General features: G+C 63.9%; 19 protein-coding genes. 6 read left to right on the top strand and 13 right to left on the bottom strand.

Annotated features, from left to right (window positions below; genetic code table 11):
* Positions 1-104 precede the first annotated feature (104 nt).
* Both AC0L2H_RS14215 and AC0L2H_RS14210 read right to left on the bottom strand, forming a co-directional pair.
* The gene (locus AC0L2H_RS14215) at positions 105-1,265 is read right to left on the bottom strand and encodes a YbfB/YjiJ family MFS transporter (RefSeq protein WP_473590816.1); all 1,161 of its coding nucleotides are present in this window, start codon (positions 1,263-1,265) and stop codon (positions 105-107) included.
* Positions 1,266-1,392: 127 nt separating this feature from the next.
* Positions 1,393-1,605: a hypothetical protein gene (locus AC0L2H_RS14210; protein WP_473590815.1), complete on the bottom strand. Its 213-nt coding sequence runs from the start codon at positions 1,603-1,605 to the stop codon at positions 1,393-1,395.
* Positions 1,606-1,701: 96 nt separating this feature from the next.
* Between AC0L2H_RS14210 and AC0L2H_RS14205 the strand changes: the two genes are divergently transcribed.
* The 3 genes from AC0L2H_RS14205 (at position 1,702) to AC0L2H_RS14195 (ending at position 4,419) form a co-directional block, all read left to right on the top strand.
* Positions 1,702-2,616, top strand: a complete 915-nt coding sequence (locus AC0L2H_RS14205; RefSeq protein ID WP_473590814.1) for a LysR substrate-binding domain-containing protein — start codon at positions 1,702-1,704, stop codon at positions 2,614-2,616.
* 142 nt (positions 2,617-2,758) lie between these two features.
* Entirely contained in the window at positions 2,759-4,015 is a 1,257-nt protein-coding gene (locus AC0L2H_RS14200) for an aminopeptidase (protein ID WP_473590812.1), read from the top strand.
* A gap of 47 nt (positions 4,016-4,062) precedes the next feature.
* On the top strand, positions 4,063-4,419 hold the full coding sequence (locus tag AC0L2H_RS14195) for a DUF488 domain-containing protein (protein WP_473590811.1): 357 nt from the start codon (positions 4,063-4,065) through the stop codon (positions 4,417-4,419).
* A 163-nt stretch (positions 4,420-4,582) separates the two neighbouring features.
* On the opposite strand, the gene AC0L2H_RS14190 is transcribed toward AC0L2H_RS14195, so the two are convergent.
* Together AC0L2H_RS14190 and AC0L2H_RS14185 are read right to left on the bottom strand one after the other, a co-directional pair.
* Complete coding sequence (locus AC0L2H_RS14190) at positions 4,583-4,930, bottom strand: ArsC family reductase (RefSeq protein ID WP_473590809.1); 348 nt, start codon at positions 4,928-4,930, stop codon at positions 4,583-4,585.
* Positions 4,931-5,123: 193 nt separating this feature from the next.
* Complete coding sequence (locus AC0L2H_RS14185; protein ID WP_473590807.1) at positions 5,124-5,897, bottom strand: 2'-5' RNA ligase family protein; 774 nt, start codon at positions 5,895-5,897, stop codon at positions 5,124-5,126.
* Between the two features lie 56 nt (positions 5,898-5,953).
* On the opposite strand from AC0L2H_RS14185, the gene AC0L2H_RS14180 reads away from it, so the two are divergent.
* A complete protein-coding gene (locus AC0L2H_RS14180) occupies positions 5,954-6,220 on the top strand; it encodes an AbrB/MazE/SpoVT family DNA-binding domain-containing protein (RefSeq protein WP_473590806.1) in 267 nt (88 codons plus the stop codon).
* A complete protein-coding gene (locus AC0L2H_RS14175) occupies positions 6,217-6,624 on the top strand; it encodes a type II toxin-antitoxin system VapC family toxin (protein ID WP_473590805.1) in 408 nt (135 codons plus the stop codon). Before AC0L2H_RS14180 ends, AC0L2H_RS14175 begins: the two co-directional genes overlap by 4 nt.
* Positions 6,625-6,635: 11 nt before the next feature.
* Here AC0L2H_RS14175 and AC0L2H_RS14170 read toward each other — a convergent pair whose 3' ends face one another.
* From AC0L2H_RS14170 to AC0L2H_RS14140, 7 genes are read right to left on the bottom strand one after another with little or no spacing between them, the layout of a single operon-like run.
* A complete protein-coding gene (locus AC0L2H_RS14170; protein ID WP_473590804.1) occupies positions 6,636-7,619 on the bottom strand; it encodes a 2-dehydropantoate 2-reductase in 984 nt (327 codons plus the stop codon).
* 2 nt (positions 7,620-7,621) lie between these two features.
* Positions 7,622-9,154 (bottom strand): acyl--CoA ligase, encoded by a 1,533-nt coding sequence (locus AC0L2H_RS14165; RefSeq protein WP_473590803.1) that lies wholly within the window; start codon positions 9,152-9,154, stop codon positions 7,622-7,624.
* Positions 9,147-9,839, bottom strand: a complete 693-nt coding sequence (locus AC0L2H_RS14160; RefSeq protein WP_473591049.1) for a fumarylacetoacetate hydrolase family protein — start codon at positions 9,837-9,839, stop codon at positions 9,147-9,149. Before AC0L2H_RS14160 ends, AC0L2H_RS14165 begins: the two co-directional genes overlap by 8 nt.
* A gap of 2 nt (positions 9,840-9,841) precedes the next feature.
* Entirely contained in the window at positions 9,842-10,597 is a 756-nt protein-coding gene (locus AC0L2H_RS14155; RefSeq protein WP_473590802.1) for an ABC transporter permease, read from the bottom strand.
* A 6-nt stretch (positions 10,598-10,603) separates the two neighbouring features.
* Positions 10,604-11,407, bottom strand: coding sequence for an ABC transporter ATP-binding protein (locus AC0L2H_RS14150; protein ID WP_473590801.1), 804 nt, complete (start codon positions 11,405-11,407; stop codon positions 10,604-10,606).
* Between the two features lies 1 nt (position 11,408).
* Complete coding sequence (locus AC0L2H_RS14145; protein WP_473590800.1) at positions 11,409-12,236, bottom strand: ABC transporter permease; 828 nt, start codon at positions 12,234-12,236, stop codon at positions 11,409-11,411.
* Positions 12,237-12,248: 12 nt separating this feature from the next.
* Positions 12,249-13,241 carry an ABC transporter substrate-binding protein gene (locus AC0L2H_RS14140; RefSeq protein ID WP_473590799.1) on the bottom strand — a complete coding sequence of 331 codons (993 nt, stop codon included), beginning with the start codon at positions 13,239-13,241 and terminating at the stop codon, positions 12,249-12,251.
* A gap of 179 nt (positions 13,242-13,420) precedes the next feature.
* Between AC0L2H_RS14140 and AC0L2H_RS14135 the strand changes: the two genes are divergently transcribed.
* On the top strand, positions 13,421-14,113 hold the full coding sequence (locus AC0L2H_RS14135; protein WP_473590798.1) for a FadR/GntR family transcriptional regulator: 693 nt from the start codon (positions 13,421-13,423) through the stop codon (positions 14,111-14,113).
* Positions 14,114-14,202: 89 nt separating this feature from the next.
* On the opposite strand, the gene AC0L2H_RS14130 is transcribed toward AC0L2H_RS14135, so the two are convergent.
* The gene (locus AC0L2H_RS14130) at positions 14,203-15,288 is read right to left on the bottom strand and encodes an ABC transporter ATP-binding protein (protein ID WP_473590797.1); all 1,086 of its coding nucleotides are present in this window, start codon (positions 15,286-15,288) and stop codon (positions 14,203-14,205) included.
* On the bottom strand, positions 15,278-15,886 hold the full coding sequence (locus AC0L2H_RS14125; RefSeq protein WP_473590796.1) for a cupin domain-containing protein: 609 nt from the start codon (positions 15,884-15,886) through the stop codon (positions 15,278-15,280). Before AC0L2H_RS14125 ends, AC0L2H_RS14130 begins: the two co-directional genes overlap by 11 nt.
* Positions 15,887-16,044: the final 158 nt, after the last annotated feature.

Here is a 16,044-nt window from a genome sequence, read left to right as displayed (position 1 = left end):
CGGTCGGTGCGCAAATCAGCGGCGTTGTTCAGCGGGCATAAGGTCACACATTAGTGGGAAAGAAAATGCCCGCGCTCGATGCCCGCCCCCGAGCAAGACCACAATCATGGCGATTTTGGCGCAGCCGACCAGGCGACGACGCCGGAGACGACCAGGACGGCGGCGGCCACGAGCGAGGCCAGGAAGAAGCCACCCGATGCTTGCGCCAGCAGACCGGCGACGAGCGGGCCGATGATCTGGCCGAGGCCGAAGGACGCCGTCATCACCGCGAAAGTCCGGCGCGGCGCTTGCGGCGCAAGCTGCTTTACGGCCTGCAGGCCGAGTGCGGTCATGGCCATGAATGTCGCGCCAAGCAGAAACCCGCCGAGCAGCGGCCCGGTGCGTCCGCCCATGGCGACGCTCGCGGTGACGCCGACCGCCTCGATGAGGCAACCCGCCAGGCAGGCCGCGTAAAGGCCAATCCTTGCCGCGATCTTCTGCCACAGCCAGACCGAGGGAATTCCGGCAAGACCGGTGATCATCCAGACGACCGCCTCGAAGACGCGGCCACCGCCGCCCTGGCGCACGATGGCGACGAGAAACGTCGCCGTCACCACATAGCCGAAGCCGAACAGGCCGTAGGCGATAATCATCTTCACCAGCGACCGGTCCTTCGGCTGCGCCGGCTCGCGGCTGGCAATGCCGTTGGTGGTCGAGGCAGGCCCGACCAGCAGCGCCACGATAGCGAAGCCGCAGGCGCAAATCGCCGCCGACCACAGCCAGCCAGCCGCCCAGCCGGCATGTTCGGTGACGAGAACAGCCATCAAGGCTGACGAGGCCGCGATTCCGAGACCAACGCCGCCGAAATGCAGCGCCTGCAGGTCGTTGCGGTCGGCCGCGGTGAGATGGCCAAAGACGATGCTGGACATGAAGACCATGACGAGGGCGCTGGCGACGCCGCCCAGAAAACGGATGACGAGAAAGGCCGCCATGCTCTCGGTCAGCCCCATCAGCGCGGCTAGAACCGCGCTGGCGGCAAGGCCGGAGAACATCAGCAGGCGCTCGCGTCCATGCGCCCAGCCGCCGGCGGCGGCAAGCGCGCCGACGAGGTAGCCAAGATAATTGGCCGACGCGATCCAGCCGGCGTCGGCCGGCGACAGGCCAAGCTCTTCCATCATGCCGGGCAGGATCGGCGTATAGACAAAGCGGCCGATGCCCATGGCGACGGCAAGCGCGACCATGCCAGCGAAGGCAAGACGCAAAGGGGATGGAGAAGCGGCTTTCATTGCGGCGCACAATAAGTGCGCCGGCCTGTCAAACAATCCAGTTATGTTGGGCCAGAAGGGCTCCCAAGAACCGCTTTCGAACGCCGCGGTACAGAACGAGCGTCGACGATCCTTTGTGCGAAGAGTTTCAGCCGCAGCCGACCCGCGCGGCGCCTGTCTCATAGGCAGTGCGCCGCGCTGTCAACCGGAACGGCACATCGCCAAGCTCGCGCTCCGACATGGTGTCCAGAACGGGGTGCGACAGCGGGTCGATGACCCATCGTGTGGTCTCGCTTTCGTGCGACGGGCTTTGTCCGGTGGCGGTTGCGGAGAAGACCCTGAGCCATGATAAAATCTTCATCAGCTTTCCTCCAAGGATCGGGCTGCCCGTTAAAATCCGCCATTTCGCCTGCTATTTCAATTGAGATTTCGGCCATACCAGTTTAGAAAAACTCAAATGGCCATGCTGAACCGCGTCCACCTGAACGGCCTGCGCGCCGTCGAAACCGTCGCCCGGCTGGGCTCGCTCGCGGCCGCCGCCGGAGAGCTCAACGTTTCCGTCAGCGCCGTCAGCCAGCAGATCAAGCGCACCGAAACGCAGCTTGGCCAGGCGCTGTTCGAGCGCACGCCAGGCGGACTGGTTTTGACGGAATTCGGTGTCGTCTTCACGGCGCGGCTCAGCGTCGGTTTCCGCGAGCTTGCGCAGGCGGTGGCGCTGGCCGACGAGGCGAGCCAATGCACGCTGGTGGTTTCGGTGGCGCCGGCATTTGCCTCGAAATGGCTACTGCCACGGCTGTCCAGGCATTTCGCCCGCCACCCGAACGTGCTGTTGCGCATCGATGCTTCGGTCAGGATCGCCGATCTCGACCATTCCGACATCGACATCGCCATCCGGCTGGGCGACGGCAAATGGCCGGGCGGGCGAGCGGAACTTCTGCTGGCGCAGGAGGTATTCCCGGTCTGCGCGCCATCGATCGCAGCCAAGCTAAAATCGATCGAGGACCTGGCGCAGACCTGCGCCATCACCGACGAGCGGTCGATGATCAGTTGGGACGGCTGGTTCGAGGCAGCCGGCGTCGAGCCAGTCACCTTCCTCAAGGGCGCACGCTTCACCGACCCGATGCTGTGCCTGGAATCGGCGATCGCCGGCCATGGGGTGATGCTCGCCTGGCAGCTGCTGACCGCCGATGCGTTGGCCGACGGGCGGCTTATCGCGCCTTTCGGCGTGCGCGCTGAGAGTGGACTGGGGTACTGGATGGTGACTTCGGCAACCAAGGACGAGAGCCGCAAGGTCCGTGATTTCAAGGCCTGGATCCGCGAAGAGATCGCGGCGACGATGGCGCAGTTCAGCGCGCTTGACAGCGCCGCCTGAGGCTGGCGCATTCCAATGCCGCGGGCGTCCTTTGCGCGCCCGAATGGACGCACGGCGCTGTGGCCTACCGCAAGGGCGGTGGAAAGCGCCATCCGGCCGGTCTATGTAAGAACGAGAACCCCACATCACGGCAGGCAGGACCATGACCACACATTCGCGCGGCGTTTCCGCAACCATCGACCCGGTGAAGCTCGACAGGCTGGCGGAGGTCGCCATCAAGGTCGGGCTGCAATTGCAGCCGGGGCAGGATCTGGTGCTGACGTCGTCCATCGCGGCCCTGCCCTTGACCAGGCGGATCGTCGAGCATGCCTACAAGGCCGGAGCCGGGCTGGTGACGCCGATCTTCAACGACGACGAGATCACGCTGGCGCGCTACCGCTACGGGGCGGACGCTGGCTTCGATCGCGCCGCCGGGTGGCTCTATGAAGGCATCGCGAAGGCCTTCGCCGGCAATGCGGCGCGGCTTGCCGTGCGCGGCGAGGATCCGTCGCTGTTGTCGGCGCAGGATCCCGCAAAGGTGGCGCGCGCCAACAAGGCGAATTCGATGGCCTATCAGCCGGCGCTGGAGAAGATCACCGGCTTCGACATCAACTGGAACATCGTCGCCTATCCCGACCTCGCCTGGGCCAAACAAGTATTTCCCGGCGATGCCGACGACGTCGCGGTGGTTAAGCTCGCCGACGCCATCTTCGCGGCGTCGCGGGTGGATGTGGAGGACCCGATCGGCAACTGGACGGCGCACAATGCGGCATTGAAGAGCCGGACCGAATGGCTGAACGGCCATAATTTCCATGCGCTGTATTTTACCGGGCCGGGCACCGACCTGACGGTAGGTCTCGCCGATGGCCATGAATGGATGGGCGGCGCCTCGACCGCCAAGAACGGCATCACCTGCAACCCCAACATCCCGACCGAAGAGGTCTTCACCACCCCGCATGCAAGGCGCGTCTCGGGCCGTGTCTCGAGCACCAAGCCGCTGTCCTACCAGGGCACGCTGATCGACGACATCTCGGTGCGCTTCGAGGACGGCAGGATCGTCGAGGCCAAGGCTTCGAAGGGCGAGGACGTGCTGAAGAAGGTGCTCGACACCGACGAAGGCGCGCGCCGGCTCGGCGAAGTGGCGCTGGTGCCGCATTCCTCGCCGATCTCGGCGAGCGGTTTGCTGTTCTTCAACACGCTGTTCGACGAGAACGCCGCCTGCCACATCGCGCTCGGCCAGTGCTATTCGAAGTGCTTCGTCGACGGCGCCTCGCTCAGCCAGGAGGAGATTGCGGCGCGCGGCGGCAACAAGAGCTTCATCCATATCGACTGGATGATCGGCTCGGACAAGATCGACATAGACGGGCTCGGCAAGGACGGCGAGCGGGTGCCGGTCATGCGCAAGGGCGAATGGGCCTGAAGAGCCGGCAGGAAACCCGGTGCTGATCGGCCCATGCGAGGTTGGCGATGGGACACGACATCGCGGTGAAGCGCATCTATGAGCCGCCCTCGTCCTCTGACGGTCAGCGGATGCTGGTTGATCGCATATGGCCGCGCGGGCTCAGCAAGGAGCACGCCGCGCTGACGCTGTGGCTGAAAGACATCGCGCCGAGCGACGAACTGCGCAAATGGTTCGGGCATGAACCGGCGCGATGGGCGGAGTTTCGAAGGCGGTATGGCGCCGAACTCGATGGGAATGGCGAGGCGGTCGCGGAACTGCGCGCCTTGCTTCGCGACGGCAAGGTGACGCTTCTCTACGGCGCCCATGACGAGGCGCATAACAATGCGGTGGCGCTGGCGGAATATTTGCGGGGGACGGGTTGAGACGTGCTGTCCCTCCGACTCTTCAATCATTTCACCGCCGCGCACTGGAAATAGGTTCGCGCTTGGACAAATCTACCAACGTCGCGTTCCTTCACACCCCCCTCTGGCCTGCCGGCCATCTCCCCCGCAAGGGGGGAGATTAGCAGCTTCGCCGCCTCGCAGGCTATTCCACCACGTCCTCATAAACATCCGGCTTGAAGCCGACCAGGATACGCTCGCCAACCTCCAGCACCGGGCGCTTTATCATCGTCGGCTTGGCCAGCATCAGCGCCTTGGCCTTCTTCTCGTCGAGGGCCTGCTTGTCCTTGTCGGACAGCTCGCGGAACGTCGTGCTCGCCTTGTTGAGGAGTATCTCCCAGCCGACCTTGCCGACCCAGCCATCCAGCCGCTTGGCGTCTAGCCCTTCGACCCGGTAGTCGTGAAAGCGATAGGCAGTGCCGTGGCCTTCCAGCCAGAGGCGCGCCTTCCTGATCGTGTCGCAAGTGGTGATGCCGTACATCGTGATTGTCAAACTATGGTCCCTCGGACTGATGGCTGGTCGAATCCGGCCGCACCCTAAAACCACGCCTCCCGCTTTGCCAGCGCCCTCGCCCATATCTCCAGAATTTTCGGGCGGCGGCCGCCATCCGCCGCGATGAAGCCACGCTGAAGCGCCGTGCTCGACCAGTTTGCGCTACACGTCAGGACAATCCGACGCTGCCTACTCACATAACAGCTACCGCATCGTCCTTGCCGGCCAGCCGCCAGCGTCCGTAGAGTTGATACCGGCCCTGCCCCAGGAAACTGTGGATGAGCACGAAGTCGCGGACCGCCCAGCCGATCGGTTGGATGGTTCGTTCGCCAAGCTTCGCGACGCGCGTCCTGTCGCGCAGCAAGGTGACGTGGGGTTCGAAGGAATTCCCCACGAAGGGCTTCAGCGGGCTGTCGGCGAGCGTGGCGCCGAGGCTGCGCCAAAAGGTCTGCAAGGGTGGGATGCCGTCGCTGCCGCGCAGCACCAGTGCGCCGCCGCCGAAGGCCGAAAGGCGATCGAAGGAAACATCGAACGATGCCGCCTGGACGAGGCCTCCGGCGCGGCAGGCGGCCTCCACCAGCGACATCGGCAATCCGTCATGATCGCCGAGCCCAACCAGCGAGATGTGCAACTGATCGGCCGCAACGAGCTGGCCGCGCAGGCCCAACTCGCGCTGCCAGCCCGCCGCCCTCAGCGCCAGCGGCGTGGCGATCGTGCTTTCCAAAAGAATGGCGAAAAACAGCCGATCGCTCTGATTCCGACCCGGCTCGTCCCAGCGGAAGAAGGTTTGACCGTTTTTCCCGACTCCGAATAAAGGCAGCTCGTTCATAGCTATCTCGTCCGGCAATTTGTGGCCGACTGAGACTTTTAGAACAAAAAGGGAACAAATTAAACGGAAAAAATGCGAAGGCGCCTGCAAATTGGTTCGATGGGCCGGCCACGCGCGGATGACCGGGAAGGCTGACACTTGAAAGTAATGCACTTTTGCATTACGTTCAGGTTAGCCAATCGGGAGATTCTACGATGCCGATACTGACCGTAACTGCACGGGGGCAGGTCACCTTTCGGAAAGATGTGCTCCAACACCTGGGCATCAAGCCGGGGGAAAAAATTGAATTGGATTTGCTACCGGATGGTCGGGCAGAGCTAAAAGCATCGCGGCCGAGGGGATCGTTTCGGGACCTTCATGGCTTCCTGAAAGGGAAGACGAATGGCCAGGTTCTCACTATTGAGGAAATCAATGAGGCAATTGCCGAGGCTGGTGCGGCCGCCGGGGCCGGCAAGGAATGAAGATCACGGCTGATACGAATGTTCTGCTCCGCGCCTATGTGGCGGACGATGCCAAGCAGGCGAGTGCCGCTGTCGAGTTGCTGGCAACCGCGGATATCGTGGCTGTAAGCTTACAATCCCTCTGTGAATTCACGTGGGTCTTGGCCCGCCAATATAAGACTGCTGGTGAGGATATTTCAGCCGCGATCCGTGCCTTGCTGAATACAGAAAATGTCGTGGTCAATCGGCCCGCAGTTGAAGCTGGTCTATCGATCCTTGATGCTGGTGGTGATTTTGCTGATGGTGTGATTGCCTATGATGGTAGCTGGCTAGGCGGGGAAGTCTTCGTTTCGTTTGACAAAAAGGCCGTGAAGCTTCTTTCTTCACAAGGGCATTCCGCCCGCCTCCTAAAGGCGAGCGCCTGACGACCCGTGTCTTACGTCAGATAGCACCCGCGCTCGATGGCCAGGCGGCGCACCAGCGCCAACACATTGTCGATTGTGGGTGTCGGCTGGCCGGTCAGCCGACCGAGCTCCTGCACAGCCGTCACCAGCGCGTCGATCTCCATGGGACGGCCGCGTTCCAGGTCCTGCAGCATCGAGGTCTTGTGCTCGCCGACATCGCCGGCACCCTTGATGCGCCGGTCGACCGATATCGGGAAACGCACGCCAAGGCTTTCGCCGATCGCCTGCGCCTCGAGCATCATGGCGCGGGCAAGCGCGCGGGTCGCCTCATCTCCGGCGATTGCGGCAAGCGTGCTGCCGGTCAGCGCTGAAATCGGGTTGAAGGAGAGATTGCCCCAGAGTTTTATCCAGATTTCGCTGCGGATGTCGTCGCGGACGGGCACCTGCAAACCCGCCGCGACCATCTCCCCGGCAAGCCGCGTGACGCGTTCGCTCTTCTCGCCCGAAGGCTCGCCAAGCGAGAAGCGCGTGCCCTCGACATGACGGATCAGGCCGGGCGCATCCACTTCGGCCGCGGGGTAGACGACGGAGCCGATGACGCGTCCAGGGCCGATACGATCCCAGATCGTGCCGCCCGGATCGACCGCCTGCAGCCGCGTGCCTTCCAGCGGCCCGCCAACGTCATGGAAATACCACCAGGGCACGCCGTTCTGCATGGTGACGACGGCTGTGTCTTGCCCAAGCAGCGGCGCGATCTGGTCGAGCGCCGGGGCAACGGAATGGGCTTTGAGCGCCAGCACGACATAGTCCTGCACGCCAAGCTCCTCGGCCCGAGCAGCCGCCCTGACAGGAGCGACGGATTCGCGACCGTCCTCGATCAGGCGAAGTCCGTCCGCCCGGATCGCGTCGAGATGCGTGCCGCGCGCCACGATCGACAGATCGACCTTGCCGGCCATGGCAAGCTTGGCCGCGAGATAGCCCCCGATCGCGCCGGCGCCAAAGACGGTGATCCGCATCGTCAGCCCGGACCAGGTTTGGCAAGACCAAGTTTGGCGGCGAGGCCGATGCGCTGCAGCTTGCCCGTCGCTCCCTTGGGGATTTCCTCCAGGATCAGCACCTTGCGCGGCACCTTGAAATCGGCGAGCCGCGTCGCGGCAAATCCGCGAATATCGGTTTCGGTCGTGGCCATGCCCTCGCGTAACACGATCGCGGCCGCAACCTCCTCGCCGAGCTTGTCATGCGGCATGGCGAAGGTGACGACCTGCGCCACCGCCGGATGATCCATCAACACCTCGTCGACCTCGAGCGGTGAAATCTTCTCGCCGCCACGGTTGATGATCTCCTTGAGCCGCCCAGTGACGCGCAGATACCCGTCCTCGTCGAGCACGCCCTGGTCGCCGGTGTGGAACCAGCCATGGGCGAAGGCGCTGGCATTGGCGTCCGGGTTCTTCTCGTAGCCGGCGGTGACATTGGGACCGCGAATGACGATCTCGCCCGTCTCGCCGGCTTTCAGCAGCCGCCCGTCCGGCGCCATCACGGCCAGTTCAGGCCCGGCGGCGGCGCCGACGCTGCCCGGTTTGCGCTGGCCCGGCGGCAGCCGGTTCGAGGCCATCTGGTGCGCGGCTTCCGTCATGCCGTAGGATTCGATCACCGGGCAGCCGAAGGTCGCTTCGAGCTCGGCCATCACCTGCGCCGGCAGCGAGGCCGAGGACGAGCGGATGAAGCGCAGGGGCGCGGCCGCCAGTTGATCGGCATTGCGCGCGGCGCGCGGCAGGATCGCCTGGTGCATGGTCGGCACCGCCGTGTACCAGCTCGGCCGCGCCTCGCCCAGCCAGTGAAAGAAGCGCAGCGCATTGAAGCCCGGCGTGCAGAAGACGCTGCCGCCGGCGGCAAGCGAGGACAGCACCGCCGCAATCAGTCCATGGATGTGGAACAGCGGCATGATATTGAGGCAGCGATCATCCGATGTCAGACCGAGCGTCGCGCCGATATGGGCGGCCGAAGCGGCGAGATTGGCATGGCTGAGCGGCACCAGCTTGGGGCGCGAGGTGGTGCCGGAGGTGTGCAGCAAGAGCGCGATGTCACCATCCTCGGCCAGGCCTGACGAAACAGACGTACCGACCGGTTTGCCTGCGATCTCGAAACTGCCTGCCGGCGCGTCACCCCGCGCGACCAGTCTCAGCACAGCTATGCCCAGGCGCTCGGCAACCGCGACCGCCGGGCCACTCTCGTCCTCGGCGACCAGGATTGCCTTGGCGCCGATGTCGCTGAGATAAAAATCGAGTTCGTCGGCCCGGTAGGCCGGATTGAGCGGCGCCGTCGAGGCGGCGGCGGCCACGGCGACAAAGGCCGTCGCCATCTCCGGGCCGTTCGGCAATACGATCGCCACGCGGTCGCCACGGCCGAGGCCAAGCGCGTTGAGCCGCGCCGCCGTTTCGGTGATCAGGCGGCGCAGCCCGCCATGGCTGAGCGTGGTCCTGTCCGGGGCTGCAATCGCCGGCGCCTCGTCGGCTCCGGCAGCCAGCCGTTCAACAATCGATGCTTCAGACAACGCGAACCTCTAGGTCGCCGACGCCCTCGACATGGCCGCGCAGAACGTCGCCGCGAACGACCGCGCCCACGCCCGCCGGCGTGCCGGAAAGAATGATGTCCCCCGGCATCAGCGTGAAAAGGCCTGAGAGATAGCTGATCATTTCGGGAACTTTCCAGATCATCTGGTTGAGGTCGCCAGTCTGCTTTCTCTCGCCATTGACGTCCAGCCAGATCGATCCCTTGTCGGGATGTCCTATCGAGCTTGCCGGAACCAGCGGCGTGCATGGCCCCGAGGCCTCGAAAGCCTTGCCGACCTCCCATGGGCGGCCCATGTCCTTCGCCTTGCCTTGCAGGTCGCGCCGGGTCATATCGAGAGCCACGCCATAGCCGAATACACAGTCGAGGGCCTTGTCGACCGGGATATCCCTGCCGCCGCTTTTCAGCGCCACGACCATTTCGATTTCGTGATGAACATCATTGGAGGCCGGAGGGTAGGGAAATTCTCCCGACGTATCAAGGTTGTCGGGGTTCTTCTGGAAGAAGAATGGCGGCTCCTTGTTGGGGTCGTGCCCCATCTCGACCGCATGGGCGGCGTAATTGCGCCCGACGCAATAGACCCGGTGCACCGGAAACAACTTGTCGGTTCCCGCCACCGGGATGCTCGGGATTGCGTTCGGTTCGATGACATAGGTCGTGCCGTGCATGTTCACTGTCTTGCTCCTGCATAATATTCGACTTTGGCTTCGGCCCGTTCGATCAGCTCGGCGATCACCAGGGCGAAGGCGAAAAGGATGACGGTCAAGGCCCAGAATTCGGCCATGCGGAAATTGCGCGAGAAAGTCTCGAACAGCGCACCGTAGCCGACGATGGCGACGAGCAGCTGGCCGATGACGACGCCCTTGACGCCGCGAATGAGGCCGAGGCGGATGCCGGCAAGGATTTCCGGAAGGGCGGCCCAAAGGATGATCTTGGAGTAGAGCGCCGGCCGAGAGGCGCCATAGGACCGCGCCATCTCTATCAGCGACGGCGAGATATGGCGGACGCCGGCGCGTGTGTCGAGAACGATGATCCAGATCGCAAACAGGAAAACCGCAGCAACGATCGTCTTCTCGCCGAAGCCGAACAGGATCATCAGCACCGGAACGATCGCCGAGAGCGGCGCGCTGGAAAAGATGTTGACCCACATGCCGAGCAGATCGTCGGCGATCTTGACGCGTCCCATCAGGATGCCCAGCGGCACGCCGATGACGATCGACAGCGCCATGCCCATGGCGAAGGCGCGAAGGGTGGTGACCGTCGCCTTCTGCCAGGACGGGGTCTGCACGAGATCGACCGCCGCCGCCAGCACCTCGCTGAAGGGCGGCAGCAGGAAGACAAGGTTCAGCCGGCCGACGACCTCCCACGCGACGCACCAGACAAGCAGCGACGCCATCATGGGTATGCGATAGCCAAACAGGGTCATTGCCGGTCATTCCACATATTGCTTCAGCCCCTGCCAGATCTCATCGACGGTATCGAGATAGTGCCTGTCGCGATGAATGCGCTCGGGATCGCCGGAGCGGTCGATTTCCGGTTCGATGATCTGCGAGACCCGGCCGGGCCGCGGCGACAGCAAGACGATGCGGTCGGAGATGTAGACCGCCTCCTCGATCGAATGCGTGACGAAGATGAAGGTCTTGTTCTGGTTGGTGCGCAGCCGGATCAGGTCCTCCTGGAACTTGCGCCGGTTCTGCTCGTCGACCGCCGAGAACGGTTCATCGAGAAGCAGGACATCGGCATCGACCGACAGAGCGCGCGCCAGGCCGACGCGCTGACGCATGCCGCCCGACAGTTCATGGGGATATTTGTCCTCGAAGCCGGCGAGGCCGACTTCGGCGATGTAGCGGCGGGCGGTCTCCTCGCGTTCGGCCCTGCTGGTGCCGCGCAATTCGAGGCCGAAGGCCACATTGCGCAACACGGTCGCCCAGGGCATCAGCGCAAAGTCCTGGAACACGAAAGCGCTTTCGGGGCCTGGTGCGCTGACAGTCTTGCCGTTGATGGCGACGGTTCCACCATCGGCCCTTATCAAGCCGGCGATGATCTTCAGCAGCGTCGTCTTTCCGCAACCGCTGGGCCCGAGAAGGCTGGTCAGCTTGCCCCGGGGAAAGTCGAGGTCGATGCCGCGCAGCGCCTCGACATTGCCATAGGTCTTGGAAATCCCCCTCACCTCCACAATAGTATCGATCGGTGCCGACACCGGCGACGGTCCATTTCGCAATGCGGCAGCGCGCATCTCAGGCACCTCTCTTCTCGGGCCTGAACACACGAGCTTCCACCCATTGCAGAAAGACCAGCGTCAGGGTGGAAAGGGCAATGATCGAGCCAATTGTTGCATACATCTCGGCGTAGTCGGCGCGCGAGCGGTGGAAGGTGATGAGGTCGCCGATGCCGGTCGGGGTGATCAGCAGTTCGGCCAGCACCACGCCGACGAACCCGGCGGCGACGCCGAGGCGCAGACCGGCGAAGATGACCGGGCTGGCGTCCGGAAGAATGATCTTGGCAACGGTCTGCCACGGCGTGCCGAGGAACGACCGGCACATGACGAGCAGCGACTGGTTGACGTTGCGCACGGCCTTGTAGGTGTTGAGCACGATGACCGGCAGTGCAAGGATCATGACGGCAAGCGTCTTGGCGGTCATGCCTATGCCGTAGACGAAGGTGACCATCGGAATGAAGGCGGCGACGGGGGCCGCCTGGAGCACGATGAACACCGGGATCAGCAGCCATTCGCCGGTGCGCCACAGGCCACAGATGGTGCCGAGGCCGACACCCAGGAACGCCGACAGGACGACGCCGAGCACCAGTGGCTGCAGCGTCGAGAGATAGGCGCTGGCCAGGCTCCCGTCGGCGAGCAGTCCGAAAAACGCGACCATCGTGTCGGAAAAGGTCGGAAAGGCGAAGCTGACGGGAATGCGTCCGGCCACTTCCCATATCGCCGCGAAAGCAGCGATAGAGACCAGCCTGAGCACGACCGGCTCTTCCCACCAGGCGCCCGTCGTGCCGCGGCGGGAGGGAGCAGCGAGGCCAGCAGTCTCGCCGTCGGTTCTGATGCTCAAAGCCATTCGCCAGACCGCCTATTTCTTGCCGAGCTTGGCGACGGCACGGTCGAGTGCGGCGACATCCCAGAAGTCCGCCACCTTGAGGCTGGCGGGATCGCCCTCGATCTGGCCGGCAAGGCTGAAGAAGGCGAAGTCGTCGGCGGCCGCATCCGCGCCGCCGCCGTTCAGCGCAAGACTGCCGGCTGCCGCGGTTTCCTTGTAGTATTCGGTGATCTCGCCATCGGCTTCCGCGCCGAGATCCGGCAGCAGTTTATACTTGTTGCGGAATTCGACCGCCACAGTCGGGTTCTCGGTAATTTCGCGCGCGGTCTTCATCAATTCCTCGACCAGGATATCGACGTCGGCGGCGTTGTTTTTCAGATAGTCCGCCGTGGCGAACAACGCTTCGTCGGAGGCTTTGAGATTCTCCACCGGCAAGACGATGAACTTGCCGGGCGCTTCGGCCTCTAGCGCGCGCCGGTTGGCGGCGTCGACGATCGACGCCTTCAGCGTCCCCTGGAGCAGCGCGTTGCGGCGGACTTCGGAGCCCGGGACATAGCTGACGTTGCCGAGCTTGATGCCGTGGTTCTTCGCCATCAGCAGCATGACCGCCTCGGTGCCGGAACCGCGCGCCTGAACGGCGACGTCCTGCCCGTCCAGATCCTTCCATTCCTTGTAGAATTCGCTGTTGACGACGGGAAAGAAGCGCAGCGTCGATATCTGCGCAAAGACGCGGATCGGCACGCCCGCCTTCTGGATCAGCGTATAGGGCGCGCCGATGCCGACATCGGCCTGGCCGCCGACAATCGCCTGGGCAGCCAGGTCCTCGTCATTGAGCACGATGAGTTCGACATTTACGCCGCGCTCCTTGGCGCGCTCTATCGCGGCGAGCGTCTGGATGGATTCGATGCCGGGAAGGTCGCCGAATGCGATGCGCATGTCGCCCGCGCTTGCCGCCGGCAGCGGCGCACTCAAAAGGACCGCGGCGAAAGCGGCGGTTAGGATGGTACGTCTGGATAGTCTGGCCATTGTCATTCCTCCCGTTTCTTATAACCATTTTTCTAATTGGTTAAGCAAAGGAAGCTGATTGGTCAAGGAGAAAACATACCTGCTTGATGTCCGATAGCCTAGAAAACTTGCCAGTTGACGGTTCGGGCCAATCGTTTTAACACCAGAAAAGGGAAGCAATAGGCGAATTGGTTAAATTGATGGACGATGCCGGAAGTGGCGGCCAGGCCGCCTTGGTTCAGCTTCAGGCCTATCTGGCCCAGATGGACCATTCCGGTGAAACCCGGCTGCCCGCGGAGCGGGAACTGTGCGAGAGCCTTGGCGTGTCGCGCGGCGACCTGCGCAAGGCGCTGGCGGTGCTCGAGAAGGACGGCCGCATCTGGCGGCACGTCGGCAGGGGCACCTTCGTCGGCAGCGGGCCGGTCGAGGAGACGATCGGAATTTCCGAAATCGCCGGCCGCACAAATCCGGCCGATGTGATGCGCGCGCGCCTGATCATCGAACCGGAGATCGCGCGCGAAGCGGCACTGCACGCCACGCTGTCCGACATCGCGGCGATGCGGCAATCGCTGGCGCAGACGCGGGAGGCGGTTACTTGGCGGCAATATGAAAACATCGACAATCTGCTGCACCGGCAGATCGCGCAGGCAAGCCGCAACAATGTGCTGCTCGGCCTGTTCGATGTGCTGAACGCCGTGCGCCGGACCGTGGTCTGGGGACGTCTTCGTGCAGAGGGCGCCCGTCCGCCGGCGGACCATCACAGTTTCGCCGACCATGAACGGATCGTCGAAGCGATCGCCGAGCGCGACCTCGGCGGCGCGGCGGCAGCCATGCGCCTGCATCTCCAGCAGGTCGAGCGGCGCCTGATACCTGTTCGCGAAGCCGCCGAATAGCTCAGCCACACCACGGCGCCGCACGTTCATTTGGACGCGCGATGGATGCTGTAGCGCTTACAGCCGATGATGCCCTTGATGAAACGAGATCAGTTTGAGAGCATAGGGCAGTTAGCGCCACGGCGCAGGCTGATATGCGCCACGTCGCCGACGCTGAATTGAAAACCCTCCGCGCGGCGTGGCGCGTCGATCACCACCGGTGCCCCCTGCCCCAGTTCGGCATGCAGGCGCAGGGTGCGGCCGTGGAAGACGATGCTGTTGACCCGCGCCGGTGCGGTGCCGGCCGCGGCTTCGGTTGTCGCCAGTAAATCCTCCGGACGCACGCCAATGGTTCGCACCGCGCCTTCGCCAGGCAGCTCGCCAGTTTCCGAGACGGCTTCCAACGGCAAGGCGCCAGCAGCGAAACGCAAGCGATCGCCATCGCGACCGAGAAACCGCGACTGCAAAAGGTTCATCGTGCCGATGAAGCTGGCGACGAATTTGGTGGCGGGCCGGTCGTACAGCGTTGCCGGCGGCGCGATCTGCTCGATGCGGCCCTTGTTCATGACGACGATGCGGTCGGAGATCGACAGCGCCTCGGTCTGGTCGTGGGTGACCATTACGAAGGTGGTGCCGAGCCGCGACTGCAAGCGCTTCAATTCGACCTGCATCTGCTCGCGCAGATGCGCGTCGAGCGCCGAGAGCGGCTCGTCGAGCAACAGCACGCGAGGCTCGCAGACAATGGCGCGGGCGAGCGCGACGCGCTGGCGCTGGCCGCCAGAGAGTTCGGACACGCGGGCGCCAATCTTGTCGGCGAGGCCGACCATGTCGAGCGCCTCGCCGGCGCGCTTGGTCTGTTCGGCACGGGTGAGCCTGCGCAGCGACAGGCCGAAGCCGACATTTTCGGCAACATTCATGTGCGGAAACAACGCATAGTTCTGGAAGACCGTGTTGACGGGCCGGTCGAAGGGCCTGAGGGCGGTGATGTCTCGGCCTTCGAGCAATACCTCGCCGCTCGACGGACTTTCGAAGCCGGCGATCACCCGCAGGCTGGTGGTCTTGCCGCAGCCGGATGGACCGAGCAAGGTCAGGAACTCGCCGCGGGCAATGTCGAGATCGACGGCATCGAGGCCGACAATGCCGCCGGGAAAGATCTTCGAGACTGCCTGCAGCCGCACGAGTGGATCAGAAGCCATCGCGAACCTCGGATGGTTTTGTCGTGTTGACCCAGAGGATCTGGCAAGACTCGCTGCCGGGATTGCGGAAGGCGTGCAAAAGCGTGCTCTTGAAGGCGAAGCTATCACCGGTTTTCAGCGCATAAGTGGTGGAATCCACCACCAGCTCGACCTCGCCCGTTATGACGAACCCGAATTCATGGCCGGCGTGCGCATAGGCTTCGGCGGTACCACCGCCTGCGTCCACCGTCACCAGCATGCCGGTGAGCGTGGCAGCCGGCGGCGAGAGCAGCGCCTTGGCGATGCCTTCCGATTTGACCGGGATCTGTCGTCGCTTGTCGGCACGCACGCAATAGAGATCGTTGACGGCATCGTTGCCGTCCGCGATCAGCGCCGACGGCTCGATGTCGAGGGCAGCGGCGAGCGGCCAGATCACCCGTACCCGCAATGACGACATGCCGCGTTCGATCTGGCTGAGCGCACCGATAGAGACGCCTGCCTTGGCGGCCAGCTCGGCCAATGAAAGATTGCGCTCGAGTCTCAGCGCCCGCACGCGCCGGCCGACCTTGACGTCGGCATCGTCCTTAAGACTTTCGGCCGCCTCGTCCAGCATGTCCATCCATCGGTCCTCGTTTCGTAAGGTTTTCCCTTCTCCCCTTGTGGGAGAAGGAGGATCGGCGCGAAGCGCCGAGACGGTTGAGGGGTGCTGGCCTGAGCGCTGCCGGTGCCAAGCTGGAACACCCCTCATCCGTCGCCTTCGGCGACACCTTCTCCCAC

It is taken from the genome of Mesorhizobium sp. WSM4871 (assembly GCF_055811295.1).
The sequence above is the reverse complement of the archived record's forward strand: the minus strand, read 5'-3'. Positions and strand labels throughout refer to the sequence as shown.

Excerpts from the sequence above, each read along its gene's own strand:
- AC0L2H_RS14215 (WP_473590816.1), bottom strand. The coding sequence starts at position 1,265 with ATGAAAGCCGCTTCTCCATCCCCTTTGCGTCTTGCCTTCGCTGGCATG.
- AC0L2H_RS14130 (WP_473590797.1), bottom strand. The coding sequence starts at position 15,288 with ATGGCTTCTGATCCACTCGTGCGGCTGCAGGCAGTCTCGAAGATCTTT.
- AC0L2H_RS14175 (WP_473590805.1), top strand. The coding sequence starts at position 6,217 with ATGAAGATCACGGCTGATACGAATGTTCTGCTCCGCGCCTATGTGGCG.
- AC0L2H_RS14155 (WP_473590802.1), bottom strand. The coding sequence starts at position 10,597 with ATGACCCTGTTTGGCTATCGCATACCCATGATGGCGTCGCTGCTTGTC.
- AC0L2H_RS14135 (WP_473590798.1), top strand. The coding sequence starts at position 13,421 with ATGGACGATGCCGGAAGTGGCGGCCAGGCCGCCTTGGTTCAGCTTCAG.
- AC0L2H_RS14180 (WP_473590806.1), top strand. The coding sequence starts at position 5,954 with ATGCCGATACTGACCGTAACTGCACGGGGGCAGGTCACCTTTCGGAAA.
- AC0L2H_RS14160 (WP_473591049.1), bottom strand. The coding sequence starts at position 9,839 with ATGCACGGCACGACCTATGTCATCGAACCGAACGCAATCCCGAGCATC.
- AC0L2H_RS14140 (WP_473590799.1), bottom strand. The coding sequence starts at position 13,241 with ATGGCCAGACTATCCAGACGTACCATCCTAACCGCCGCTTTCGCCGCG.
- AC0L2H_RS14200 (WP_473590812.1), top strand. The coding sequence starts at position 2,759 with ATGACCACACATTCGCGCGGCGTTTCCGCAACCATCGACCCGGTGAAG.
- AC0L2H_RS14205 (WP_473590814.1), top strand. The coding sequence starts at position 1,702 with ATGGCCATGCTGAACCGCGTCCACCTGAACGGCCTGCGCGCCGTCGAA.
- AC0L2H_RS14150 (WP_473590801.1), bottom strand. The coding sequence starts at position 11,407 with ATGCGCGCTGCCGCATTGCGAAATGGACCGTCGCCGGTGTCGGCACCG.
- AC0L2H_RS14170 (WP_473590804.1), bottom strand. The coding sequence starts at position 7,619 with ATGCGGATCACCGTCTTTGGCGCCGGCGCGATCGGGGGCTATCTCGCG.
- AC0L2H_RS14210 (WP_473590815.1), bottom strand. The coding sequence starts at position 1,605 with ATGAAGATTTTATCATGGCTCAGGGTCTTCTCCGCAACCGCCACCGGA.
- AC0L2H_RS14125 (WP_473590796.1), bottom strand. The coding sequence starts at position 15,886 with ATGGACATGCTGGACGAGGCGGCCGAAAGTCTTAAGGACGATGCCGAC.
- AC0L2H_RS14145 (WP_473590800.1), bottom strand. The coding sequence starts at position 12,236 with ATGGCTTTGAGCATCAGAACCGACGGCGAGACTGCTGGCCTCGCTGCT.
- AC0L2H_RS14195 (WP_473590811.1), top strand. The coding sequence starts at position 4,063 with ATGGGACACGACATCGCGGTGAAGCGCATCTATGAGCCGCCCTCGTCC.